The sequence below is a fragment of the Micromonospora sp. LZ34 genome, assembly GCF_052981855.1.
On sequence record NZ_JBRIQN010000006.1, the window covers coordinates 193,442 to 214,335 of the forward strand.

23 protein-coding genes are annotated in these 20,894 nt (G+C 74.9%); 12 read left to right on the forward strand and 11 right to left on the reverse strand.

Annotation, left to right across the window (positions count from 1 at the left end; translation table 11 throughout):
* Nucleotides 1–162 precede the first annotated feature (162 nt).
* Both ACVCAH_RS10000 and ACVCAH_RS10005 read right to left on the reverse strand, forming a co-directional pair.
* Entirely contained in the window at nt 163–1,785 is a 1,623-nt protein-coding gene (locus tag ACVCAH_RS10000; RefSeq protein ID WP_447135776.1) for an acetolactate synthase, read from the reverse strand.
* 104 nt (nt 1,786–1,889) lie between these two features.
* On the reverse strand, nt 1,890–2,663 hold the full coding sequence (locus tag ACVCAH_RS10005) for an enoyl-CoA hydratase-related protein (RefSeq protein WP_088997912.1): 774 nt from the start codon (nt 2,661–2,663) through the stop codon (nt 1,890–1,892).
* A 98-nt stretch (nt 2,664–2,761) separates the two neighbouring features.
* On the opposite strand from ACVCAH_RS10005, the gene ACVCAH_RS10010 reads away from it, so the two are divergent.
* Nucleotides 2,762–3,238 carry a DUF6232 family protein gene (locus ACVCAH_RS10010; protein WP_447135777.1) on the forward strand — a complete coding sequence of 159 codons (477 nt, stop codon included), beginning with the start codon at nt 2,762–2,764 and terminating at the stop codon, nt 3,236–3,238.
* On the opposite strand, the gene ACVCAH_RS10015 is transcribed toward ACVCAH_RS10010, so the two are convergent.
* Nucleotides 3,235–3,636 (reverse strand): nuclear transport factor 2 family protein, encoded by a 402-nt coding sequence (locus ACVCAH_RS10015; protein ID WP_447135778.1) that lies wholly within the window; start codon nt 3,634–3,636, stop codon nt 3,235–3,237. The genes ACVCAH_RS10010 and ACVCAH_RS10015 overlap by 4 nt on opposite strands.
* An 83-nt stretch (nt 3,637–3,719) precedes the next feature.
* On the opposite strand from ACVCAH_RS10015, the gene ACVCAH_RS10020 reads away from it, so the two are divergent.
* Both ACVCAH_RS10020 and ACVCAH_RS10025 read left to right on the forward strand, forming a co-directional pair.
* Nucleotides 3,720–4,202 carry a DUF6232 family protein gene (locus ACVCAH_RS10020; protein WP_447135779.1) on the forward strand — a complete coding sequence of 161 codons (483 nt, stop codon included), beginning with the start codon at nt 3,720–3,722 and terminating at the stop codon, nt 4,200–4,202.
* Nucleotides 4,203–4,246: 44 nt separating this feature from the next.
* On the forward strand, nt 4,247–4,975 hold the full coding sequence (locus ACVCAH_RS10025) for a hypothetical protein (RefSeq protein ID WP_447135780.1): 729 nt from the start codon (nt 4,247–4,249) through the stop codon (nt 4,973–4,975).
* A gap of 21 nt (nt 4,976–4,996) precedes the next feature.
* On the opposite strand, the gene ACVCAH_RS10030 is transcribed toward ACVCAH_RS10025, so the two are convergent.
* The gene (locus tag ACVCAH_RS10030; protein ID WP_447135781.1) at nt 4,997–5,455 is read right to left on the reverse strand and encodes a rhodanese-like domain-containing protein; all 459 of its coding nucleotides are present in this window, start codon (nt 5,453–5,455) and stop codon (nt 4,997–4,999) included.
* A 78-nt stretch (nt 5,456–5,533) separates the two neighbouring features.
* Here ACVCAH_RS10030 and ftrA point away from each other — a divergent pair, with 78 nt between their 5' ends.
* The gene (gene ftrA / locus ACVCAH_RS10035; protein WP_447135821.1) at nt 5,534–6,526 is read left to right on the forward strand and encodes a transcriptional regulator FtrA; all 993 of its coding nucleotides are present in this window, start codon (nt 5,534–5,536) and stop codon (nt 6,524–6,526) included.
* Nucleotides 6,527–6,577: 51 nt separating this feature from the next.
* Here ftrA and ACVCAH_RS10040 read toward each other — a convergent pair whose 3' ends face one another.
* Nucleotides 6,578–7,147 carry a hypothetical protein gene (locus ACVCAH_RS10040; RefSeq protein ID WP_447135782.1) on the reverse strand — a complete coding sequence of 190 codons (570 nt, stop codon included), beginning with the start codon at nt 7,145–7,147 and terminating at the stop codon, nt 6,578–6,580.
* A gap of 185 nt (nt 7,148–7,332) precedes the next feature.
* On the opposite strand from ACVCAH_RS10040, the gene ACVCAH_RS10045 reads away from it, so the two are divergent.
* On the forward strand, nt 7,333–8,688 hold the full coding sequence (locus tag ACVCAH_RS10045) for a BTAD domain-containing putative transcriptional regulator (RefSeq protein WP_447135783.1): 1,356 nt from the start codon (nt 7,333–7,335) through the stop codon (nt 8,686–8,688).
* Nucleotides 8,689–8,800: 112 nt separating this feature from the next.
* Here ACVCAH_RS10045 and ACVCAH_RS10050 read toward each other — a convergent pair whose 3' ends face one another.
* Together ACVCAH_RS10050 and ACVCAH_RS10055 are read right to left on the reverse strand one after the other, a co-directional pair.
* Nucleotides 8,801–9,697: a ribokinase gene (locus ACVCAH_RS10050; RefSeq protein ID WP_447135784.1), complete on the reverse strand. Its 897-nt coding sequence runs from the start codon at nt 9,695–9,697 to the stop codon at nt 8,801–8,803.
* Between the two features lie 21 nt (nt 9,698–9,718).
* The gene (locus ACVCAH_RS10055) at nt 9,719–10,561 is read right to left on the reverse strand and encodes an ABC transporter ATP-binding protein (RefSeq protein ID WP_447135785.1); all 843 of its coding nucleotides are present in this window, start codon (nt 10,559–10,561) and stop codon (nt 9,719–9,721) included.
* A 131-nt stretch (nt 10,562–10,692) separates the two neighbouring features.
* Between ACVCAH_RS10055 and ACVCAH_RS10060 the strand changes: the two genes are divergently transcribed.
* Entirely contained in the window at nt 10,693–11,721 is a 1,029-nt protein-coding gene (locus ACVCAH_RS10060; RefSeq protein ID WP_447135786.1) for an ABC transporter ATP-binding protein, read from the forward strand.
* Nucleotides 11,718–12,731, forward strand: coding sequence for an ABC transporter permease subunit (locus tag ACVCAH_RS10065; protein ID WP_447135787.1), 1,014 nt, complete (start codon nt 11,718–11,720; stop codon nt 12,729–12,731). The genes ACVCAH_RS10060 and ACVCAH_RS10065 overlap by 4 nt, the downstream gene beginning before the upstream one ends.
* Before the next feature lie 147 nt (nt 12,732–12,878).
* On the opposite strand, the gene ACVCAH_RS10070 is transcribed toward ACVCAH_RS10065, so the two are convergent.
* Nucleotides 12,879–14,054 (reverse strand): ROK family transcriptional regulator, encoded by a 1,176-nt coding sequence (locus ACVCAH_RS10070; protein WP_447135788.1) that lies wholly within the window; start codon nt 14,052–14,054, stop codon nt 12,879–12,881.
* 177 nt (nt 14,055–14,231) lie between these two features.
* On the opposite strand from ACVCAH_RS10070, the gene ACVCAH_RS10075 reads away from it, so the two are divergent.
* Both ACVCAH_RS10075 and ACVCAH_RS10080 read left to right on the forward strand, forming a co-directional pair.
* Nucleotides 14,232–15,683 (forward strand): glycoside hydrolase family 3 N-terminal domain-containing protein, encoded by a 1,452-nt coding sequence (locus tag ACVCAH_RS10075; protein ID WP_447135789.1) that lies wholly within the window; start codon nt 14,232–14,234, stop codon nt 15,681–15,683.
* Between the two features lie 117 nt (nt 15,684–15,800).
* Nucleotides 15,801–17,000, forward strand: coding sequence for a PP2C family protein-serine/threonine phosphatase (locus ACVCAH_RS10080; RefSeq protein WP_447135790.1), 1,200 nt, complete (start codon nt 15,801–15,803; stop codon nt 16,998–17,000).
* 56 nt (nt 17,001–17,056) lie between these two features.
* Here the strand turns inward: ACVCAH_RS10080 and ACVCAH_RS10085 are convergent, their stop codons facing one another.
* The gene (locus ACVCAH_RS10085; RefSeq protein WP_447135791.1) at nt 17,057–17,449 is read right to left on the reverse strand and encodes an STAS domain-containing protein; all 393 of its coding nucleotides are present in this window, start codon (nt 17,447–17,449) and stop codon (nt 17,057–17,059) included.
* A gap of 154 nt (nt 17,450–17,603) precedes the next feature.
* Between ACVCAH_RS10085 and ACVCAH_RS10090 the strand changes: the two genes are divergently transcribed.
* Genes ACVCAH_RS10090 through ACVCAH_RS10100 form a run of 3 tightly spaced genes read left to right on the forward strand, consistent with a single transcriptional unit; the run spans nt 17,604 to nt 19,283 of the window.
* A complete protein-coding gene (locus tag ACVCAH_RS10090; RefSeq protein ID WP_447135792.1) occupies nt 17,604–18,134 on the forward strand; it encodes a hypothetical protein in 531 nt (176 codons plus the stop codon).
* Nucleotides 18,131–18,622: a thiol-disulfide oxidoreductase DCC family protein gene (locus tag ACVCAH_RS10095; RefSeq protein WP_447135793.1), complete on the forward strand. Its 492-nt coding sequence runs from the start codon at nt 18,131–18,133 to the stop codon at nt 18,620–18,622. The genes ACVCAH_RS10090 and ACVCAH_RS10095 overlap by 4 nt, the downstream gene beginning before the upstream one ends.
* Nucleotides 18,585–19,283 (forward strand): TetR family transcriptional regulator, encoded by a 699-nt coding sequence (locus ACVCAH_RS10100; protein ID WP_447135794.1) that lies wholly within the window; start codon nt 18,585–18,587, stop codon nt 19,281–19,283. The genes ACVCAH_RS10095 and ACVCAH_RS10100 overlap by 38 nt, the downstream gene beginning before the upstream one ends.
* A 209-nt stretch (nt 19,284–19,492) precedes the next feature.
* Here the strand turns inward: ACVCAH_RS10100 and ACVCAH_RS10105 are convergent, their stop codons facing one another.
* Together ACVCAH_RS10105 and ACVCAH_RS10110 are read right to left on the reverse strand one after the other, a co-directional pair.
* The gene (locus ACVCAH_RS10105) at nt 19,493–20,152 is read right to left on the reverse strand and encodes a GNAT family N-acetyltransferase (protein WP_447135795.1); all 660 of its coding nucleotides are present in this window, start codon (nt 20,150–20,152) and stop codon (nt 19,493–19,495) included.
* Between the two features lie 90 nt (nt 20,153–20,242).
* Nucleotides 20,243–20,818, reverse strand: a complete 576-nt coding sequence (locus tag ACVCAH_RS10110; RefSeq protein ID WP_447135796.1) for a DUF4396 domain-containing protein — start codon at nt 20,816–20,818, stop codon at nt 20,243–20,245.
* Nucleotides 20,819–20,894 lie beyond the last annotated feature (76 nt).

A 20,894-nucleotide genomic window follows, 5' to 3' on the forward strand; every position in this document is an offset into this window, starting at 1 on the left:
ACCATGACCGGCGCCCCTGACATTCCGCCGACCCGACGCTGACGTTACGACGACAGGCGCTGACGTTCCGCTGATTTTTGCTGCTGGCAGAGCCCGTTCAGCTGCTGGTGAAACGCGACCGCCGCCGTCGCCGGGGTGGCGGCGACGGCGGCGGGCGGTGGTTCAGGCCAGGTTCGACGAGCGGGGGTACGCGTCGGCCGGGTCGGTGAGCACGTTCACCAGGTACGGCACGCCGGCGTCGAAGGCGCGCTGCAGGGCCGGCCCGAGGTCGGCCGCCTTGGCCACCGTCTCTCCGGCGCCACCGAGGGCGCTGACCACCTGGTCGTAGCGCAGCTCCGGCTGCAGGTCGGCGGCGACGTCGTAGCCGTACATGGCGCGCATCGGGTGCTTCTCCAGCCCCCAGATGCCGTTGTTGCCGACCACGATCACGACCGGCAGCTTCTGCCGCGCCAGCGACTCGACGTCCATCAGCGAGAAGCCGGCCGCGCCGTCACCCATCAGCATGCAGATCTGCCGGTCCGGGTGGCTGACCCGGGCCCCCATCGCGTAGCCCAGCCCGGTGCCGAGGCAGCCGTACGGGCCGGGGTCGAGCCAGGTGCCGGGCTGCGCGGGCTCCAGGTAGCGCCCGGCGTAGGAGACGAAGTCGCCGCCGTCGCCGATGGTGATGGCGTCGCGGGCGAGGACCTTGCGCAGCTCGCCGTAGACCCGGGCCGGGCGGATCGGGTCGGTCTCGGCGGCCATCTCCTCGGCGTCGCGGGCCTTCGCGGCGTCCTCGGCGGTGCGCAGGTCGGCGATCCAGCCGGCGTGGTCGGCCCGGTCGCCGGGGTGCTCGGCCAGCGCGGTGAGGATCAGCCGCAGGTCGCCGGCGGGGGCGGCGGCCGGCTGGATATGCCCGGCCCGCTGGCTCGGCGCGTCGACGACGTGCACCACCTTCGCGTCGCCGAAGTCGCCGAAGCTCAACCGGAAGTCCAGCGGGGTCCCGATCACCACCACCACGTCGGCGCCCTTGAGCGCCACCCGCCGGGCCTTGGCGAAGGCGAGCGGGTGCTCCGGCGGCAGCGCACCCCGGCCCATCCCGTTGGTGAAGACCGGCACCTGCAACGCCTCCGCGGCGGCGCGCAGCGCGTCGACCGCGTCCCCGGCGTAGACGTCTGAGCCGGCGATGATCACCGGGCGGCTCGCCGCCGCGATCAGCTCCGCCGCCGTACGGACCTCGTCCGGGTCGGCCTCGACGGGGGCGATACCGGGCGGCGCCGGCAGCTCGGCGTCGGCGACCGAGAAGACCGCCTCCAGCGGGAAGTCCAGGAAGACCGGCCCGCGGTGCGGGGTGAGCGCGGTGGTCAGCGCCGCGGTCACCGCGCGCGGGATGTCGTCGGGGCTGAACACCGTCTCGGCGTGCTTGGTGACCGGGGCGACCAGCGGCAGGTGGTCCATCTCCTGCAGGCTGCCCGAGCCCCAGCGGAACTGGGGCGCCCGCCCGCCGAGCACCAGCACCGGCGAGGCGTTGAAGTACGCGCTGGTCAGACCCGAGATGCCGTTGGTGACGCCGGGGCCGGCGGTGAGCACGGCCAGGCCGGGGCGGCGCTGGAGCTTCGCCACCGCCTCGGCGGCGAAGACCGCGGACTGCTCGTGCCGCACGTCGTAGATCGGGAAGTCGTTCTTGTGGGCGGCGTCGTAGAGCGGGAAGACGTGCCCGCCGGAGAGGGTGAACATCTCCCGCACCCCGTACGCGCGCAGCGCCGCGAGCGCCAGCTCGCCACCGTGGCCCTCGATCCGTTCCGTCATGCCGCTCCCCTTCGTCGCCCGACCGGAGTCACACGCTACTGGCCGGTAGGCGGAATGTGAACCGTCCTCGGGTCGGCGGCGGGTCGCCGCCGACCCGGGCCGGTTCAGCGGCCGGTGAAGTCCGGCTTGCGCTTCGCCACGAACGCGGCCATGCCCTCACGCCGGTCGTCGGTGGCGAACAGCGCCGCGAAGAGCTGGCTCTCCCAGGCCAGGCCGGAGTTGAGGTCCATGTCCAGGCCGCCGTCGACCGCGAGCTTCGCCGCGCGCAGCGCCTGCACCGGCCCGGTGAGGTACGGACGGACCAGCTCGACCGCGGTGTCGTAGACCTCGGCGGCCGGGGCGACCCGGTCGGCGAGACCGATCCGCAGCGCCTCCTGGGCGTCGACCATCCGGCCGGACATGATCAGATCCTTGGCCCGGGCCGGGCCGACCAGGCGGGCCAGCCGCTGGGTGCCGCCGGCGCCGGGAATGATGCCCAGCTTGATCTCCGGCTGGCCGAGCTTGGCGTCCTCCGCCACCACCCGCCAGTCGCAGGCCAGCGCCAGCTCGCAGCCGCCGCCGAGGGCGTAGCCGGTGATCGCCGCGACGACCGGCTTGGGGATGCGGGCGATCGCGCCGAGCGCGCTGGACAGGTCGGCCGCCCGCGCCGCCATGTCCACGTAGGACATGTCGGCCATCTCCTTGATGTCCGCGCCGGCGGCGAAGACCTTCTCCCCGCCGTACACGATGACCGCGCGGACGCCCGGGTCGGCGGTGGCCGCCGTCGCCGCGGCGCGCAACTCCTCCTGCACCTGGGTGTTCAACGCGTTCATCGGCGGCCGCTCCAGGCGGATGGTGCCGATCCCGTCCTTGGTCTCCAGCCGCACGAACTCGCTCACGCGCACCCTCACTTCCTCGTCGAAGTCGCGTGCCAACCTTACGGCCCGCGTCGTTTGGGTAAGTAGTCTGGTATCAGCCCCGCCCCGGGAGTCCAGCGATGATCACGTATTACGACGACAGATCGGTGCAGGTCACCTCCACCGCCGTCCGGGTGGACGGCCGGACGTTCCCGCTCGCCGAGATCAGCATGGTGTGGCACCAGCGCGGCAGCCGGTCCTGGCGGGTGCTGGCCGGCCGCGGCGCGATCGGCGCGGCGCTGGCCGGGCCGCTGGTGGCCGCCGCGCTCGGCATCGCGCTGGCGCTCTGGCTGGACCGCTCCGCCACCGTCACCATCGCGATCGTCGGCGCTTCGGTGCTGGTCGGGCTCGCCGTCGGGCCGGTCGCCGACTTCCTCTTCGAGCACCTGGACCGCTCGTACGCCCGGGGCAGCCGGCAGCTGGAGATCTGGGCGCGCTGGCGCGGCCACCCGGTCCGGCTGCTGAGCACCGGCGACGCGCTGCGCTTCGGCCAGATCTACCGCGCGGTGCAGCGGGCGGTGGAGCGCGGCCAGCCGGCTCCCGCCCGCCGGCACTAGAACTCGATCGGCCCGTCGGGCAGCATGCCCAGCCCGCGCAGCAGGCCGAACAGGTCCTGCTCGCCCCAGAACTGGACGATCCGCCCGCCGGCCAACCGGTACATCTTGCAGGCGCCCTGCACCGCGGTCGCGCCGGTGGCGTCCCGCCGGTAGGTCTGCGCCAGCGAGACCACGACCCGGTCCCCGGCCGCGAAGATCTCGACGATCTCCTGGTCGAGCACGGTCAGTCCGGGCGAGGCGACCGCCTGCTCGACGAAGTGACGACCCCGCACCGCCGTGCCCGAGCCGTAGATCGCCACGTCCTCGGCGACCACCGCGCGCAGCTCGGTCAGGTCCTTGGTGACGAACGTGCGCAGGTAGCGGCGGACCACCTCGACGTTGCGCTCCTGCTCGGTCATGACGCGCCACGCTACTGAATCCGCGTGCCCGGCACCGCCCCGGGGCGGACCGGAGGGTTGCCCGGGGGTGCTTAGGCTTAGTGATGGCCCTCTATTACCGGGACGACGCGGTGCAGGTGACCTCGGAGTCGATCCGGGCGGGTGGTCATGCGGTGCCGATCGCCGACGTGACGTACGTCTGGCACGAGCGGGGGCGGACGACGCCGGCGGTCCGGGGGCGGGTGCTGGGGCGGGGCGTGCTGGTCCTGCTGCTGTCGCTCCCGCCGCTGCTCGCGGTGGTCTGCGTACTCTCGCTGGCCTGGTCCGCGCAGGACCGCGGCGAATGGCAACTGGCGCTGGTCATCCTGGCCGCCTGCGGGGTCGGCGCGCTGGCCCTGGCCCCGTTCCTGGAGATCCCGTTGAGCTGGCTGGACCGCTCCTACGATCGCGGCAACCGGGTGCACGAGCTCTGGGTGCAGCACCACGGGCGCGAGGTGCTGCTGCTGCGGACGCCGGACGCACTCCGGTTCGGCCAGATCTACCGCGCCGTGCAACGGGCCGTCGAGCAGCACGGGTGGCCCCGCTGACGGCCGTCGGGCAGTTCTGGCGGCCGGGACGCACACTTGGTGCCATGGCGATTCCCCTCCCCCGGCCCGCCGCGGTCGTCGGTCTCACCCGCTCCGCTCTCGACCAGGCGCTCGGTTCGGCCGTGTCGTTCGCCGCCGTTCCCGTCCGCGCGTTCGCGGTGCTCGACGGGGTGGAGGCCCTGCTGACCCGGATCAACGGCGTGGTCGACCGGATCGAGCAGACGCTGGACCGCACCGACCGGGTGCTCACCGACGCCGAGGCCGCGGTGCGCGAGGTGGCGTTGATCAGCGCCGCCGCGACCGCCGCGATCGACACCGCCACCGAGGTGGCCGCCGCGGCCGCGGTGGTGGTCAACGAGGCCGACAAGGTGGCCCGGACGGCCGCCACGGTGGTCGCCGAGGCCGACTCGGTGGCCGGCCGGGCGGCGGGCACGGTGGGCGCCGCGGCGGAGGCGGCGGCCACCGCGGCCGAGCTGCTGACCGCGTACGAGCCGGCGCTGCGCCGGGCCGCGCCGATGGCGAACCGCTTCGTCGAGCAGCTCAGCCACGAGGAGGTGACCGCCGCGATCCGGCTCGTCGACGAGCTGCCGAAGCTCAGGCAGCACCTGACCGCGGACATCCTGCCGATCCTGGCCACCCTCGACCGGGTCGGCCCGGACCTGCACGACCTGCTCGACGTGACCCGTGACCTGAAGCTCGCCGTGGCGGGCATCCCCGGGCTGAACATGCTCCGCCGGCGGGGCGAGAAGCTTACCGACGACGCCGAGGCGTGACCGGCCCGCCGGCGGCGACGGTCAGCAGTCGCAGCTGACGGTGGTCCGGGGTGCGGTCAGGTCGTCGACCGGGCGGCGGGTCAGCCCCGTCCCGGTGACCACCGGCAACCCCTCGCGTACCCAGTACTCGTACCCGCCGAGCATCTCCTTGACGCCGAAGCCGAGCCGGGCGAACTCCAGCGCCGCCCGGGTGGCGCCGTTGCAGCCCGGGCCCCAGCAGTAGGTGACCACCCGGGACCCGGCCGGCACCAGGTCGGCGGCACGCCCGGCGATCTCGGCCGTCGGCAGGTGCACCGCGCCGGGCAGGTGCCCCTGGGCCCAGGCGGCGGCGCCCCGGGAGTCGACCACCACCAGGCCGGGCACGCCGGCGGTCAGGTCGGCGTGCACGTCACTGACGTCGGTCTCGAAGCTCAGCCGGGCGAGGAAGTGGGCGGCGGCGGCCGCCGGTGCGGCGGCCGGTACGGCGAAGGTCTGCGTCATGACCATGATCCTCCGGGGGAGTGGCCCGGCCGGACGAGTGGCGGGAACGACGTCGAGCGCTAACATCCGGCCTTGCCCCTGCGCGCCCCGGCCGACCGTAGCGTCGCGGTGCTGGCGTACCCGGGCATGTCGGTCTTCGAGACCGGCATCGTCACCGAGGTGTTCGGGCTGCCCAGGCCCGAGTTCGACGTCGACTGGTACGAGCTGACCGTCTGTGCGGAGCGGCCCGGCCCGGTGCCGGTCGTCGGCGGGGCCAGCCTGCACACCCCGTACGGGCTGGACGTGCTGGCCGGCGCGGCCACCGTGATCGTGCCCGGGGTCCCGGACGTCACCGCCGACCCGTCACCGGAACTGGTCGCCGCGCTGCGCCGGGCGCACCGGGCCGGCGCCCGGATCATGTCCATCTGCTCCGGCGCGTTCGCCCTCGCCGGCGCCGGGCTGCTGGACGGCCGGCGGGCCACCACCCACTGGCGGTACGCGGACCTGCTGGCCCGCCGGCACCCGCGGGTCGAGGTGGACCCGGACGTGCTCTACCTCGACGACGGTGACCTGCTGACCAGCGCCGGCAGCGCGGCCGGTCTGGACCTCTGCGTGCACCTGGTGCGCCGGGACCACGGCGCGGCGATCGCCAACGCTGTCGCCCGCCGGCTGGTGATCCCGCCGCACCGCGACGGCGGGCAGGCGCAGTTCATCGAGGCGCCGGTGACCGTCGACCCGGACGACGACCGGATAGCCGCCAGCATCACCTGGGTGCTGGCGCACCTGGCGGAGCCGGTCACCGTCGCCCGGCTGGCCCGGCAGGCGCACATGTCGCCCCGCACCTACCTGCGGCACTTCGCCCGGGCCACCGGCACCAGCCCGATCCGGTGGCTGGTCGACCAGCGGGTCCGGGCCAGCCTGGCGCTGCTGGAGGAGACCGACGCGCCGGTCGAGGAGGTCGCCACCGCGGTCGGATTCGACAGCCCGGTCACCTACCGCCACCACTTCGGCCGGGCCATGCGGACGTCACCGTCGGCGTACCGCCGGGCCTTCCGCACCGGTACGGCGGGGGCGCGGCCCGGAATCGGCTGACCGGTGCGGGCCGCCCGGCCGGGCGAACCCGGCCGGGCGCCGCCACCCGGCTCAGTCCACGTCGGTGCAGACGTCGTGCGTGGTGCCGCGCACCATCGTGATGGTCTTCTCGAACGTCGGGGTGAACTCGACGGTGAACACCCCGTCGACGATCCACAGACCGCGCGGCAGCGAGCCGGCGTTCTCCCGGAAGCCGAGCAGCACCGGCCCCACCACGTACCAGGTCATCGAGCCGTCCGTGCCGTGGACGACCAGCGAGCTGCCGCTGGCGTCCGCCGTGCTGGTGGCCCCCGTCTCCAGGTTCGTCACCTCGTTGATCAGGGCTCCGGTGTAGACCTCCCGCTTCGGCGAGCCGTCCGGGTAGGTCTCCAGCACCAGCTTGCGGACCTCGTCCACCACGGGCTGGACGCGGACGGCGAAGTCGCACCGCGCCCCGGCGGGCAGTTCGAACGCCTCCTGCGGCGCCGGCACCCAGCCGCCGTACCGGCTCGCCTCGGCCAGCGCGGCGGCCAGCTCGGCCGGGACCGCGGACGCCGCGGGCGCGGCCGACGCGGCGGACGGCACGCTCGCCACGAGAGCGGCCGCGGCCAGGTAGGTTCCGACGCTCGTTCTCCAACGCATGATCACTCCACCTGCTTCCGACGGTCGGGTCGGCCAAGGATCAGCGACGCGACTGACCACGTTCTGACCACCACGGGCGGGTCACACCCGACCGCCGCCGCCCTGCCACGTCCGGTGACCCGGGAAATCACCGGCGGCTCACCGCGCCCGGCAACCCTCGACGGAGGCCAGCCGGTCTGATCGGTATGGATTTCCGACTGCTCGGACCCTTCGAAGCGCGCCAGGACGGTCAGCCCGTCGAACTCGGCAGCCGCCGGCAGGAACGGTGCGTCCTCGGCGTCCTCCTGCTCGACCCGGGCCATCTGGTCAGCACGGACCGGCTCATCGACCTGCTCTGGCACGGCCAGCCACCCGCTTCGGCCCGCAGCGCCGTGCACACCTACATCGGCCGGCTGCGGGCGTCGCTGGCGCCCCACCGGGTCCGGATCACCACGCGGGGCGAGGGCTATCTCGTGGAACCCGACGGGCACCGGGTCGACGTCGAGGAGTTCAGCCGTCTCGTCCACCAGGCGAGCGGCACCGCTGATCCGGCCGAGCGGGTGCGACTGCTCGACCGGGCACTGGAGCTCTGGCGGGGGCCGCTGCTCGCCGACACGGCCGACGACGAGCTGCGCGGCCGGCTGGGCGGCCCGATCGAGGAGCTCCGACTCACCGGGGTCGAACTGCGGGCCGAGGCGCGGCTCGCGCTGGGCCACCAGGCCCGTGTGATCAGTGAGCTGACCCCGCTGGTCACCCGGTACCCGACCCGGGAACGCCTGGTGGCCTCGCTGATGACCGCGCTGTACCGGGCCGGCCGGCAGGCCGAGGCACTGCTGCTGTACCGGACGACCCGACGCACGCTCGTGGCCGAGCTCGGCGTCGAGCCGGGGATGCGGCTGCGGGAGGTGCACCGGCGGATACTCCGCGCCGATCACCGGCTCGACCGGCCCGATCTGCCCGTCTACGAGGTACGAGTGCGTGGCGAGAGCCTGCCGTGGAGCGTCGGCGGGCATCCGGCGTTGGAGTTCTGCAACACCTTCGCCGGCTGGGGCCACGAGCCACCGCTGCCCGGATCGGAGTGGCTCCGCGGCTACCGGACGCTGGCGGTCTGGGCCGGCCACGTCGGGCTGGTCGACGACGTGGCGGTGGGACGGCTGCTCGATCTCGCCGGACGGAGCCCGGACGAGGCCGCCGCCACGCTCGACGAGGCCCGCGCGCTGCGCACCCGGTTGTACGCCTGCCTGACCGATCCGGCGGACCGGGGTGCGTTCGACGCCGTCGCGCGGTCCGCGGAGGCCGCCGCGAAGACGATGGTGCTCCGGCGCGACCCCGACGGCCGGGGACGGTGGTGGCCCGATCTCTCGGCCGGGCTGCGCCTGCCCGTGCACGCCGCTGCGTGGAGCGCCGCCGCGCTGCTGGCCGATCCACGTCGGCTCACCGTCCGGGCGTGCCCGGACGCGCGGTGCGGTTGGCTCTTCCTCGACGAGAGCGGCCTACGCCGCTGGTGCAGCCTGGCGACCTGTGGCCGCTCGGCCGCGCAGGCGCCGTGCCGCAGCGCCTGAGCGCCGGCGGCGCCGTGCGGACGCGGCCGACCGGCCGGCAGGTGGCGAGAACGGCGCCGGTCGACCGAATCGGGTGGTCCGGACCGCACCCGCGCGACCGGCGCCTGCCAGATCAGCCGGGGACGTACAGCTCGTCGATCTCGACCCGGCGGGGCAGCGCCACCGAGGCGCCGAGCCGCCGCGCGCAGGCCGCGCCGGCCGCCGCCGCCCAGCGCACCGCGTCGACCAGGTCCCGGCCCTCGCCCCAGGCGACCGCCAGGGCGCCGGTGAACGCGTCACCGGCACCGGTGGAGTCCACCACGTCCACCTTGACCGCCGGGACGTGCACGTCGGTGCCGTCCCGGTCGCCGTACCAGGCGCCCTCGGCGCCGAGGGTGAGCACCGCCCGGGGCACGAGGTCGAGCAGGGCCCGCGGCTCGTCCCGCCCGCGGCCGGTGAGCGCCCGCGCCTCGTTCTCGTTGACCACCAGCAGGTCCACCGCGCCCAGCAGCTCGGCGGGCACCGGCCGGGCCGGCGCGGCGTTGAGCACCACCCGGGTGCCGGCCGCCCGGGCGGCCACCGCCGCGGCGGTCACCGTCTCCACCGGGACCTCCAGCTGGGCGACCAGGACGTCCGGCGCGCGTACGGCGGCCAGCTCGGGCTCGGTGAGGTCGGTCAGCGCGCCGTTCGCGCCGGGCGTGACCAGGATGGCGTTCTCCCCGTCGGCGTTGACCATCACCAGGGCGACCCCGGAGGCACCGTAGACCACCCGCAGCTGGCTGGTGTCCACGCCGGCCGCGGTGATCCGGGCCCGCAGGGTGACCCCGAACGAGTCGGAGCCGATCGCGCCGAGGAAGGCGCATGCGGCGCCGGCCCGGGCGGCGGCCACGGCCTGGTTGGCGCCCTTGCCGCCGGGGACGGTCACGAAGTCGGTGCCGAGCAGCGTCTCCCCCGGCCGGGGCAGGGCCGGGGCGGTGGCCACCAGGTCCATGTTGGCGCTGCCGACCACGGCCACCCGGGTCTGCCGCACGCTGGGCTCCTTCCCGCGGCCTCAGGCCGCGCGGGCGGTGTACCGGTCGCCGGAGCGCTGGACCACCAGCGGCAGGCCGAAGGTCTTGGTGAGGTTGTCGCCGGTGAGCGTCTCGCCGAGCAGGCCCTGGGCCGCCACGGCTCCCTCGCGCAGCAGCAGCGCGTGGGTGAAGCCGGGCGGGATCTCCTCCACGTGGTGGGTGACCAGCACCAGCGCCGGGGCGTCCGGGTCCTGGGCCAGCTCGGCCAGCCGGCCCACCAGGTCCTCCCGGCCGCCCAGATCGAGCCCGGCCGCGGGCTCGTCCAGCAGCAGCAGCTCCGGGTCGGTCATCAGGGCCCGGGCGATCTGCACCCGCTTGCGCTCCCCCTCGGACAGGGTGCCGTAGCTGCGGTCGGCGAGGCCGCCGACGCCGAGCTGGCCGAGCAGCGCGCGGGCCCGCGCCTCGTCGGTCGGGTCGTAGTTCTCCCGCCACCGGCCGACCACCGACCAGGCGGCGGTGAGCACCACGTCGCTGACCCGCTCGTCGGCGGGCACCCGCTCGGCGAGCGCGGCGGTGGAGAGCCCGATGCGGGTGCGCAGCTCGGTGACGTCGGTCCGGCCGATCCGTTCGCCGAGCACGTACGCGGTGCCGGTGGTCGGGTGCAGCCGGCCGGCCGCGAGGTTGAGCAGGGTGGTCTTGCCGGCGCCGTTCGGGCCGAGCACGACCCAGCGCTCGTCCAGCTCGACCCGCCAGGTCACGTCGTGCAGCAGGGCGGTGCCGGACCGGCGTACGCCGACGCCGTCGAGGCTGACCACCAGATCCGCGTCCACGGGCGAGGGTGCGGGTGCGGCGCCGCGGGCGCCGGGGATCAGGTCACCAGTCACCCGACCATCCAACCACGCAGGCCCGCGGTGCCCCCCACGGGCGGCGTGCCGGCCTTAGGGTGAGGCGCCGTGTCGTTGGTCACCCTATGTGAAGGACGGTCCATGCCCGGTCGGAGCACGGAGCCGCGCGGATGAGCGCGGTCATCGAGATCGAGGGTCTGCGCAAGACCTTCCACAGCCTGCGACACGGTCGCCGGGTGGCGGTCGACGGCTTCGACCTGCTCGTGGAGACCGGCCAGATCCACGGCTTCCTCGGCCCGAACGGCTCGGGCAAGACCACCACGCTGCGCGCCCTGCTCGGGCTGGTCCGCGCCGACGCGGGGCGGATGACGGTGCTCGGCGAGCGGTCGCCGGAGCGGCTGTCCCGGGTCTCCGGCCGGGTCGGGGCGATCGTGGAGAGCCCCCAGTTCTTCGGCAACTTCACCGCCCACCGCACGCTGCGGCTGCTGGCCCGCGCCGGCGGCGTTCCCGTCTCCCGGGTCGACGAGGTGCTGGCGCAGGTCGGGCTGTACGACCGCGGCCACGAGCGGGTCAAGGGCTACTCGCTCGGCATGAAGCAGCGCCTGGCAGTGGCGTCCGCCCTGCTCAAGAACCCGGAGCTGCTGATCCTCGACGAGCCGGCGAACGGGCTGGACCCGGCCGGCATCCGGGAGATGCGGGACCTGATGCGGTCGCTGGCCGCGGCCGGGGTGACCGTGCTGGTGTCCAGCCACATCCTGGCCGAGATCCAGCTGATCTGTGACCACGTCACGATCATCTCTCGGGGCCGGCGGGTGGCGGCCGGCCGGGTGGACGAGGTGCTGGCCGGCTTCGACCGGCACGAGTTCCTGGTCCGGGTGGCCGAGGCGGCGCGGGCGGTCGAGCTGCTGGGCGCCGCCGGGCTGACCGTCACCGGGCACGACGACGACCACCTCACGGTGGCCGACGTCGCCGACCCGACGGTGGTCAGCCGCACCCTCGGCGAGCAGGGCATCTGGGTACGCGAGCTGACCCCGCTGCGGCCGGACCTGGAGAGCGTCTTCCTGGAGCTGACCGGCACGGCCGGCCATCCGGGGGTGCCCCGGCAGGTGGACGACTCGGTGCTGCCCGACGACCCGGCACGGAACGCGATGATCGACGTCGACGCGGGGGTCGGCGAGGCCAGAGAGGTGGACGCGTGAACCTGGTCCGTGCCGAGCTGGAGCGGCTGGGCGCCCGGCGCTTCGTGCAACTCATGGTCGTCCTGCTGGTGCTGGCCTTCGGCATCACCGCGGCGACCACCCTGGCCGGCTCCCACCGGCCCACCGCCGCCGAGCTGGCGCAGGCCCAGCAGCAGGCGGCCGAGGAGCGGCGCAACCTGGAGGTCGTCCACGAGCAGTGCCTCGCCCGCGAACGCGGCGTGCTGCCGCCGGAGCAGGCCGACCAGTACTACCCGCCCAACTGCAGCGAGGTGGACCCGGCGCTGCGGGAGCGGCTGCCGGTGGCCGCCGACTACCTGGTCGGGGTGTTCACCTTCGCCGAGGAGGCCCGGCCGCTGCTCTACTTCCTGATCGCCTTCCTGGTCCTCTTCGGCTTCCTGGTGGGCGCCTCCTACATCGGCGCCGACCTGAACTCCGGCGGCGTGGTCAACCTGCTGCTCTGGCGTCCGCGCCGGATGACCGTGCTCGGGGCCAAGCTGGGCACGCTGCTCGGCGGGGTGCTGGCGCTGTCGCTGCTCGCCTCGGCGGTCTACCTGGCCGCCTTCTGGTTCATCGGGCAGACCGCCGGGCAACCGGGCCGGCTCGACGACGAGTTCTGGCGGTCGCTGGGAGTCATCTGGGGTCGGGGCCTGGTGCTGGTGCTGCTGGCCACCGTGCTCGGCTTCGCCATCGCCACGCTGGGCCGGCACACCTCGGCGGCGCTCGGCGCGGTCGCCGCCTACCTGGTGGTGTGGGAGCTCGGCGCCCGGCTGGTATTCGAGATCCTGGAGGTGGCCCGGCCCGACCAGCTGATGCTCTCCAGCCACCTGGCCGCCTGGCTGACCGGGCGGGCCGAGTTCTGGGACAACCAGGCCTGCGTGCGCGTCTTCGACGGCAACTGCGACGGCTTCTACGCGCTGACCTGGGCGCCGGCACTGGTCGTGCTGCTCACGCTGACCGCCGCGCTCACCGCGGCGGCCTTCGCCGTGTTCCGCCGGCGCGACCTGATCTGAGCTGCGTGGACACCCGGTCGGGGTGCGGCAAGACCTTGCAGCACCCCGACCGATGGTGAAGAATTCCTTCACATGACGGACGGCGGCGCGGGCGACGACGCTCGCCCCGCCGGTTCGGCGACGGCGGGCGGCCGCCCGGCGGCCGGGTCAACCGACGGTGGAGCCGAAGACCTCGTCGCGGACGGCGTCCAGCGCGGTCCGCAGCGCGCCGTTGAGGATCGGCTCCTCGGTCAGCCCGGTCGGCACCACCCGGGGCCGCACCAGCGTGATCGCCGCCACCTCGTGCTGCACCCGCTCGGCCAGCGCCACCCCGCCCGCCTGGCCGACCTCGCCGGCGAGCACCACCAGCGGCGGGTCCAGCACCACGCAGGTGCTGGCCACGCCGAGCGCCAGCCGCCGGGCCAGCTCGTCGAGCAGCGGGCCGCCCGCCGTGCCGTCCGCGATCGCCGCGCGCACTGCGCCGGCCGAGCTGTCGTCCGGGTAGCCGTGCTCGCGCGCCAGCGCGCGCACCGCGTCCCCGCCGACCAGCTGCTGGAACGCGGGCTTGGCCCGGCTGGACACGTCGCGCGGGATGGGCGCGCCGGGAACCGGCAGGTAGCCGATCTCGCCCGCGGCGCCGCTGCTGCCGTGGTGCAGCCGTCCCCCGAGCATGATCGCCAGACCGACGCCGGCGCCCACCCAGACCAGCACGAAGTCCGACACCCCGCGGGCCGCGCCGGACTGCGCCTCGGCGACCGCGGCCAGGTTGACGTCGTTCTCGAAGACCACCGGGGTGTGCAGGTCGTCGCGGAGCGCGGCGAGCAGTCCGCTGTGCCAGCGTGGCAGGTTGAAGGCGAAGGTGATGTCGCCGGTGGCCGGGTCCACCAGGCCGGGGGTGCCGAGCACGATCCGCCGCACGCTCGACAGCTGCGCCTGGGCGCTGCTGGCCGCCTGGACGACCGCGTTGTGCACCACGCCGACCGGGTCGTCGGTGTCCCGGGTGGACTGCTCGACCCGGCCGATCACCGCCCCGGTGATGTCCGCGCAGGCGGCGACCACCCGGTCCGGGCCGACGTCCACCCCGACCACGTGCGCGCTGCCCGGCCGCACCGCGTAGAGCTGGGCGTTCGGTCCCCGCCCGCCGGCCTGCTCGCCGACCCGGGTGACCAGCCCCCGCTCCTCCAGCCGTTCGACCAGCTGGGAGGCGGTGACCTTGGACAGCCCGGTCAGCTCGCCGAGCCGGGCCCGGGTCAGCGGCCCCTGCTCCAGCAGCAGCTCCAGCGCGGCGCGGTCGTTGAGCGCCCGCAGGAGGCGGGGGGTACCGGGCAACCGGGTCGCACTCATGCCACGTCCTTCAGCTTCTATAAACTTTGCTAACTGTAAACCGACCGGTGAGCGGGTAGCCGTAGCGTATCGGCCACCCGGGACCGGAGAACTCGGACGACCCGGCACCACCGCACCGCCGGGACGGCCGCCTCCGTCGCCACGTCCGTGCCGCCGGGCACCGAAAGGGGAGATCACGTGGGGCTCGATCCAGGACTGCGCCGGCTCGCGCTCGGCACGCTGCTCGCCGCGTACCCGGGCCCGGTGCCGCCGGACTGGGCGGTCGACCTGGTCGCCGAGGGGCTCGCCGGGCACACCCTGTTCGGCACCAACGTGCACAACCCGGCCCAGGTGGCGGCCAGCACCGCCGCGCTGCGGGCCGGTCGCGCCGACGTACTGATCGCCATCGACGAGGAGGGGGGCGACGTCACCCGGCTCGCCCATGCCACCGGCAGCCCCTATCCCGGCAACGCCGCGCTCGGGGCGATCGGCGACGTGGCCCTCACCCGGCGCGTCTACGAGGCGATCGGGGCCGAACTGGCCGCGCTCGGCATCACCGTCAACCTCGCCCCGACGGTCGACGTCAACACCGCCGACGAGAACCCGGTGATCGGCACCCGCTCCTTCGGGGCCGACCCGGTCCGGGTCGCCGCCCACTCCGCCGCGGCGGTGGCCGGGCTCCAGGCCGCCGGCGTCGCCGCCTGCGCCAAGCACTTCCCCGGGCACGGCGCCACGGTCGCCGACTCGCACCACGAACTGCCCACCGTGGACGTGCCGGTCGACGTGCTGCGCCAGCGCGACCTGCCGCCGTTCGCCGCGGTGGTGGCCGCCGGCGCGCGGGCGGTGATGACCGCGCACATCCGGGTGCCGGCGCTGACCGGCGACGGCCCCGCCACCTTCAGCCGGGCCGTCCTGGTCGACCTGCTCCGCGGCGAGTACGGCTTCACCGGCACCGTGATCACCGACGCGCTGGAGATGAAGGGCGCCGCGGTCGCCGCGGGCGGGGTGGGTCCGGCCGCCGTCCGGGCCCTGGCCGCCGGCGCCGACCTGCTCTGCATCGGCGCCCAGGTGGACGCAGAGCTGGTCGAACGGGTCGTCGCCGAGATCGTCGCGGCGCTCGCCGACGGCCGGCTGGACCGGTCCCGGGTGGAGGAGGCCGCCGGCCGGGCCGCGGCGCTGGCCGCCTGGACCGGCGCCGCCGGCGGCGTCTCCGCTGCCGCCATCGACCTGGGGTACGCGGCGGCCCGCCGCGCCGTCCGGGTCGAGGGCACGCTGACCGGGCTGGACCGGCCGCTGGTGGTCCAGGTGCATGCCGCCTCCACCATCGCCGAGGGCCGGGTGCCCTGGGGCCTCGGGCCGCACCTGGCCGACGCGGAGGAGATCCGGGTGGTCGCCGCCGAGACCGACCCGGCCACCCTGCGCGGGCTGGCCGGGTCCCGGCCGATCGTGCTGGTCGGCCGGCACCTGCACCGGCTGCCCGGCGGTCCCGAGCTGGTGTCCGCGTTGGCCGCCGAGCACCCGGTGACCGTGGTCGAGATGGGCTGGCCGGCGAGCTGGCGGCCGGCCGGCGTCCGGGCCTTCGTCACCACCTACGGCGCGAGCCACGCCAACGGCCGGGCCGCCGCCGAGGCGCTCGGGCTGGCCGGCTGAGCCCCGGCCGGGCGGGCCGGTGTTTCCCGGCCGCCCGCCGGGCACCGCCGCCAGCCGGAAGCCGGCCCGGCCCGGCCGGGCGGCATTGATCGGGTCGGACCGGGGTATCCGGGTCGAATGACCGCCACCGACCCCTGGCACCGGGCGCTGGCCGACCTCGTCTCCCGGTCGCATCGGTTGCCGCCGGACGAGCTGCCGGTGGCGGTCGGTGCCGTGCTGCGGCCACTGGGCGTCGCGGCGACCGTCTACCTGGTCGACGTCGAGCAGTGCGACCTGCGTCCGCTGCCCGAGCCCGGCCGGCCGGTGCCGGAGCCGCTGCCGATCGACAGCAGCCTGGCCGGCCGTGCCTTCACCCACGTCGAGGTGCACATCGGGCAGGGGCCGCCGCCCCGGCTCTGGGTGCCGATCGTGAACGGCACCGACCGGCTGGGGCTGCTGGAGTTCGTCCCGCCGGCCGGGGTGGATCCGGCCGACCGGTCGCTGCAGGACGGGTGCCGGCTGATCGCCGGACTCGTCGGGCACCTGGTGACCAGCAAGATCGCGTACGGTGACACCCTGCACCGGGCCCGGCGCAGCCGCCCGATGGCGGTCTCCGCCGAGTTGCTCTGGCACCTGCTGCCGCCGCTGACCTTCGCCAGCCCGGAGGCGGCGATCAGCGCCCTGCTGGAACCGTGCTACGAGGTCGGCGGGGACGCGTTCGACTACGCGCTGAACGACGGGATCGTGTCGCTGGCGATCCTGGACGGGGTGGGCCGCGGCCTGCCGGCCGTGCTCACCACCTCGGTCGCGCTCTCCGCCCTACGGGCGGCCCGGCGGGCCGGCACCGATCTTTCCGGGCTGGCCCGGGCGGTGGACGCCGCGATCGCCGGCCAGTGGCGGGACGCCCGCTTCGTCACCGGGGTGCTGGCCGAGTTCGACACCGCCACCGGTCTGCTCCGGTACGTCGTCGCCGGGCACCCGGCGCCGGTGCTGCTGCGCGGGGGACGGGTCGTGCAGGAGCTGACCGAGGGCCGGCGCCTCCCGCTCGGCCTGGCCGACCGGGTCGACACGGCGCAGATCCGGCTGGAGCGGGGGGACCGGCTGCTGCTGCACACCGACGGGGTGACCGAGGCGCGCAGCGCCACCGGGGAACTGTTCGGCCTGCCCCGGCTGGCCGATCTCGCCGAGCGGCACATCAGCTCCGGTCTGCCGGCACCCGAGGTCCTGCGCCGGCTGGCCCACGCGGTCGCCGAGCACCAGGTCGGGCCGGGCCGGGACGACGCCACGCTGCTGCTGGTGGAGTGGTCGGCCGAGGCGGCCGCGAACGCCGAACCCTGATCGCCGAGCGGCGGGCCGACCGGCCCGGCCTGACACCGCCGACCCGCTACGGCCGGTCAGTGCAACCCGCGCCAGCCACCGCCGGCGGGCCGTCCGCTGTCGCCGTCGGCGGACCGTCCACTGTCGCCGTCGGCGAGCCCGAGCAGGGTGTCGACCGAGGTGATTCGCAGCACCCGGGCCACCACCGGCTGCGGCCGGGTCACCCGGAGCGTCACGTCGTGCTCCCGGGCCACGGCCACGCCGTGGACCAGCACCCGGACCCCGCTGGAGTCGAGAAAGCCGACGTCACCGAGGTCGACGACGACCTCACCGACCCCGGCCTGCCGCACCGCGTCAAGCAGCGCCGCCTCCAAGGCGTCGGCGGTGGACATGTCGACTTCACCGGTCGGTCGCAGGACCACCTGCCGCCGCTCCGCGTCCCGCGCCTGCACGTGCGTCCACCGCCTCACGGGGAGAGCCTCGCCGCCGGCGTCCGCGCCGGTGCCAGCCGACCATACCCACCCGCCCGACCAACGGCCATCCACGGCAACCTTCTTGAACACGTTCAACTCTTCCCCTACGCTGACCCCAAGCGGATTTGAACGCGTTCAAGAAGGAGTCGGGATGGACACCAAGGTCTGGATGTATCTGGTCTATCTGGCGGTCAGCATCGGGCTGACCGTCTGGGTGGCCCGGGCGCTGTCCCGCAACGGACTGGTCTTCCTCGAGGAGGTGTTCGCCGACGAACGCCTCGCCAAGGCGGTGAACAGCCTGCTGGTGGTCGGCTTCTACCTGCTCAACCTCGGCTACGTCACGGTGGCGATGAAGCACCCCGACCCGGTGCGCTCCACCAGCGAGGCGATGGAGGAGCTGTCGCTCAAGGTCGGCCTGGTGCTGCTGGTGCTCGGCGCGCTGCACTTCTTCAACGTCTTCGCGCTCAACCGGTACCGCCGGGGCCGGCTCCGCCAGCTCGCCACCCACCCACCGCTCGCCCCGGTCGGCCAGCTGGCCGTGCCGCCCGTCCCGCGCACCGGCTACCCGGCCGGCCCGCACCCGCAGGCCGGCCCGTACGCCCCCGGCCCCCGGCCGCAGCCCGGCCCGGTGAGCGGCGGCCAGCCGGACGCCGGGCCGACCCCGCCCGCGTCGGGCCGATGAGCCTCCCGGCCGACGGGCCGGGCGGGCTTCCGGATGCCACCGCGCACTCCGGCGGTGGCATCCGGGGGTTCACCGTCCTGTTCGACGCGCACTGCCCGCTGTGCCGGGCCGCCCGCACCTGGCTGGCGTCCCGCCCCCAGCTCGTACCCCTGGAGTTCGTGCCGGCCGGCTCGGCGGAGGCCCGGCGGCGATTCCCCGGCCTGGACCACGACGCGACCCTGCGCGACCTGACCGTGGTCGCGGACACCGGCGAGGTGTACGCCGGCGACGGCGCCTGGTTCGCCTGCCTGTGGGCGCTCGCCGACCACCGGGCGACGGCGGAACGGCTGGCCCGCCCGCATCTGCTGCCGCTGGCCCGGCGCCTGGTGGCCACCGCCTCCGCGGTCCGTGAACGGGTCCGCGAGCCGTGGTCGGAGCCGGTGGGCGAACCGGCGGGTTACGGTGGCCCCGATGACCGAGCAGACTGCGCCGACGACCGCTGCGGGTGAGCCGGCGACCGCCCGGGGCGAGCAGACCCGGCAGCTCATCCTGGACACCGCGATGCGGCTGTTCCGCGAGCGCGGGTACGCCCGGACCACCATGCGGGCCATCGCGCAGGAGGCCGGGGTGGCGGTGGGCAACGCCTACTACTACTTCGGTTCCAAAGACCACCTGATCCAGGAGTTCTACACCCGCTCGCAGGAGGAGCACCGGGCGGCGGCGCGGCCGGTGCTCGACCGCGAGTCGGACTTCGCCGCCCGGCTCGCCGGGGCGCTGCACGCCGGCATAGACGTGCTCACCCCCTCGCACGGCTTCGCCGCCAGCTTCTTCAAGACGGCGGCCGAGCCGACCTCCCCGCTGAGCCCGTTCTCCGCGGAGTCCTCGGCGCCGCGCCAGGCGGCGATCGGGCTCTTCGCCGAGGTGCTGGACGGCTCCACCGCCAAGGTGGACGCCGAACTCCGCCCCGAGCTGCCGGAGCTGCTCTGGCTGGCGTACATGGGGGTGATCCTCTACTGGGTCTACGACCGGTCACCGGAGCAGGTCAGGACCCGGCAGCTGATCGACGGGGCGGTGCCGCTCGTCGACCGGCTGGTGGCGCTGTCCCGGTTGCGGGTGCTCCGGCCGGTCACCCGGCAGGTCCTCGACCTCATTCGCACGCTGCGTCACTGACCCGCCCGGCCGACCTCTCCGGCTCCCTTCCAGGTCAAGTCCGCTATTCGACACTCCGAAGCGAGTGCTGGCATCTTGCCGTCGAGTCTGCCGATACGTAGCGTAATCAGCGTCGCGTACCCACGGGAACCTGGGGGGAGGCTGCGGACCGTGGATCCGGCCCGGGATCCACGGTCCGCGCCCTGCCGTCCCCGGTGCCGCCGCGCCGGTCAGGTCGGGTAGACCCCGAACGACCGCCACCCCCGGTCCGGGAAGCCGGCCGCGGCCGCCACCCGGGCCGAGGCGGAGTTGCCGCGATCGTGCAGGTAGGTCGGGACAGCCCCGTCGTCGAGCACCCGGCGGGCCGCCTGGGCGACGAGGCGGCGGGCCAGGCCCCGGTTGCGGGCCGCGGGCACGGTTCCCACCGCCAGCTCGTGCCCGTACGCGTCGTGCCGCTTGATCCCGACTCCGGCCAGGTAGCGGCCCCGTTCGTCGCGGACCACCAGCACCGCCCGGTCGAACAGCCGCAGCCAGGCAGGCAGCCCCGGCTCCCCGGGGGAGGTCCACTCCCCCACGTCGGGCAGCGGGGCCGGTGCCACGCTCCACCGGAAGACGTCGTCGTGCACCGCCCAGCCCCGGTGGCCCACCGCCGCCGGCAACTCCGGCAGCAGCCGGTCCGGTCGCCGGGCCAGGTCCCGGACCGCCGGGACGCGGTCCGGTGGCACCGACAGCACGGTGCCCACGCCGGCCCGGACCGCGATCGCCGGCCGGAGTCGGCCGTCCCACGCCGGCCGGGTCCGGCGGTGCGAGCCGACCACGTGCAGCCCCGGGCCGGCGGGCCACTGCCCGAGCCAGGTGGCCAGGTGCAGGTGCAGCCGCCGGTCGAGCATCGGCTCACCTCCCCGCACCGCCGGCCGTCGCGGGGCCGGAACCCGCCGATCACCGTACGCCGGGCGGCTTCGCCCGGCGTACCGAACCGGTCAGTGCCCGAGGTGACCCGCGTCGTGGCCCGCGTGACCGGCTCGGTGATCGGCGTGGTCGGCCTCGTGACCGGCGTGACCGGCGGAGTGGCCGGCGTGGTGCCCGCCCGCGGACGTCGGGTGGTCGTGCCCGGCGTGGTACCGGTGGGTCACCGCGTGGCCACGGCCGCGGGCGATCAGCGCGCGGTTGACCGGCACGGTGACCACGAAGGCCACCGCGAGGGCGCCGGCCAGGCTGGCCCAGAACACCCAGCTGCTCAGGCCCGCCTCCATGGCCCCGGGAATGGCCAGCATGACGCCGTTGTCGACCACCTCCATCACGGCGATGCTGACGGTGTCGGCGACCAGCGCCACCTTGACCGCCGCCCGCAGCGGCACGCCGGAGCGGAGCACCGGCCGGATGGTGAGCGAGTAGCCGAAGAGGAAGGCCAGGCCGACCGCCAGCGCGATGGTGCCGAGATCGGACCAGCCGAGCGCGGTGCCGATGACCATGCCGAGCACCTCGCCGATGGCGCATCCGGTGAGGCAGTGCAACGTCGCGGTGATCGCCAGTCGGGTCAGGTTCGCGTTGTCCATGCCACCGACCATATACCCCCTAGGGGTATCCGTACAGTGACCCTCGCCACTGCCTGCCCCGAACCGTAAGGACATC

What these genes read in the sequence shown, in the direction of transcription:
- ACVCAH_RS10045 (WP_447135783.1), top strand. Translation starts at nt 7,333, where the DNA reads ATGGATTTCCGACTGCTCGGACCCTTCGAAGCGCGCCAGGACGGTCAG.
- ACVCAH_RS10110 (WP_447135796.1), bottom strand. Translation starts at nt 20,818, where the DNA reads ATGGACAACGCGAACCTGACCCGACTGGCGATCACCGCGACGTTGCAC.
- ACVCAH_RS10020 (WP_447135779.1), top strand. Translation starts at nt 3,720, where the DNA reads ATGGCCCTCTATTACCGGGACGACGCGGTGCAGGTGACCTCGGAGTCG.
- ACVCAH_RS10095 (WP_447135793.1), top strand. Translation starts at nt 18,131, where the DNA reads ATGAGCCTCCCGGCCGACGGGCCGGGCGGGCTTCCGGATGCCACCGCG.
- ACVCAH_RS10030 (WP_447135781.1), bottom strand. Translation starts at nt 5,455, where the DNA reads ATGACGCAGACCTTCGCCGTACCGGCCGCCGCACCGGCGGCCGCCGCC.
- ACVCAH_RS10040 (WP_447135782.1), bottom strand. Translation starts at nt 7,147, where the DNA reads ATGCGTTGGAGAACGAGCGTCGGAACCTACCTGGCCGCGGCCGCTCTC.
- ACVCAH_RS10070 (WP_447135788.1), bottom strand. Translation starts at nt 14,054, where the DNA reads ATGAGTGCGACCCGGTTGCCCGGTACCCCCCGCCTCCTGCGGGCGCTC.
- ACVCAH_RS10080 (WP_447135790.1), top strand. Translation starts at nt 15,801, where the DNA reads ATGACCGCCACCGACCCCTGGCACCGGGCGCTGGCCGACCTCGTCTCC.
- ACVCAH_RS10000 (WP_447135776.1), bottom strand. Translation starts at nt 1,785, where the DNA reads ATGACGGAACGGATCGAGGGCCACGGTGGCGAGCTGGCGCTCGCGGCG.
- ACVCAH_RS10105 (WP_447135795.1), bottom strand. Translation starts at nt 20,152, where the DNA reads ATGCTCGACCGGCGGCTGCACCTGCACCTGGCCACCTGGCTCGGGCAG.
- ACVCAH_RS10010 (WP_447135777.1), top strand. Translation starts at nt 2,762, where the DNA reads ATGATCACGTATTACGACGACAGATCGGTGCAGGTCACCTCCACCGCC.
- ACVCAH_RS10090 (WP_447135792.1), top strand. Translation starts at nt 17,604, where the DNA reads ATGGACACCAAGGTCTGGATGTATCTGGTCTATCTGGCGGTCAGCATC.
- ACVCAH_RS10060 (WP_447135786.1), top strand. Translation starts at nt 10,693, where the DNA reads ATGAGCGCGGTCATCGAGATCGAGGGTCTGCGCAAGACCTTCCACAGC.
- ACVCAH_RS10015 (WP_447135778.1), bottom strand. Translation starts at nt 3,636, where the DNA reads ATGACCGAGCAGGAGCGCAACGTCGAGGTGGTCCGCCGCTACCTGCGC.
- ACVCAH_RS10100 (WP_447135794.1), top strand. Translation starts at nt 18,585, where the DNA reads ATGACCGAGCAGACTGCGCCGACGACCGCTGCGGGTGAGCCGGCGACC.
- ACVCAH_RS10025 (WP_447135780.1), top strand. Translation starts at nt 4,247, where the DNA reads ATGGCGATTCCCCTCCCCCGGCCCGCCGCGGTCGTCGGTCTCACCCGC.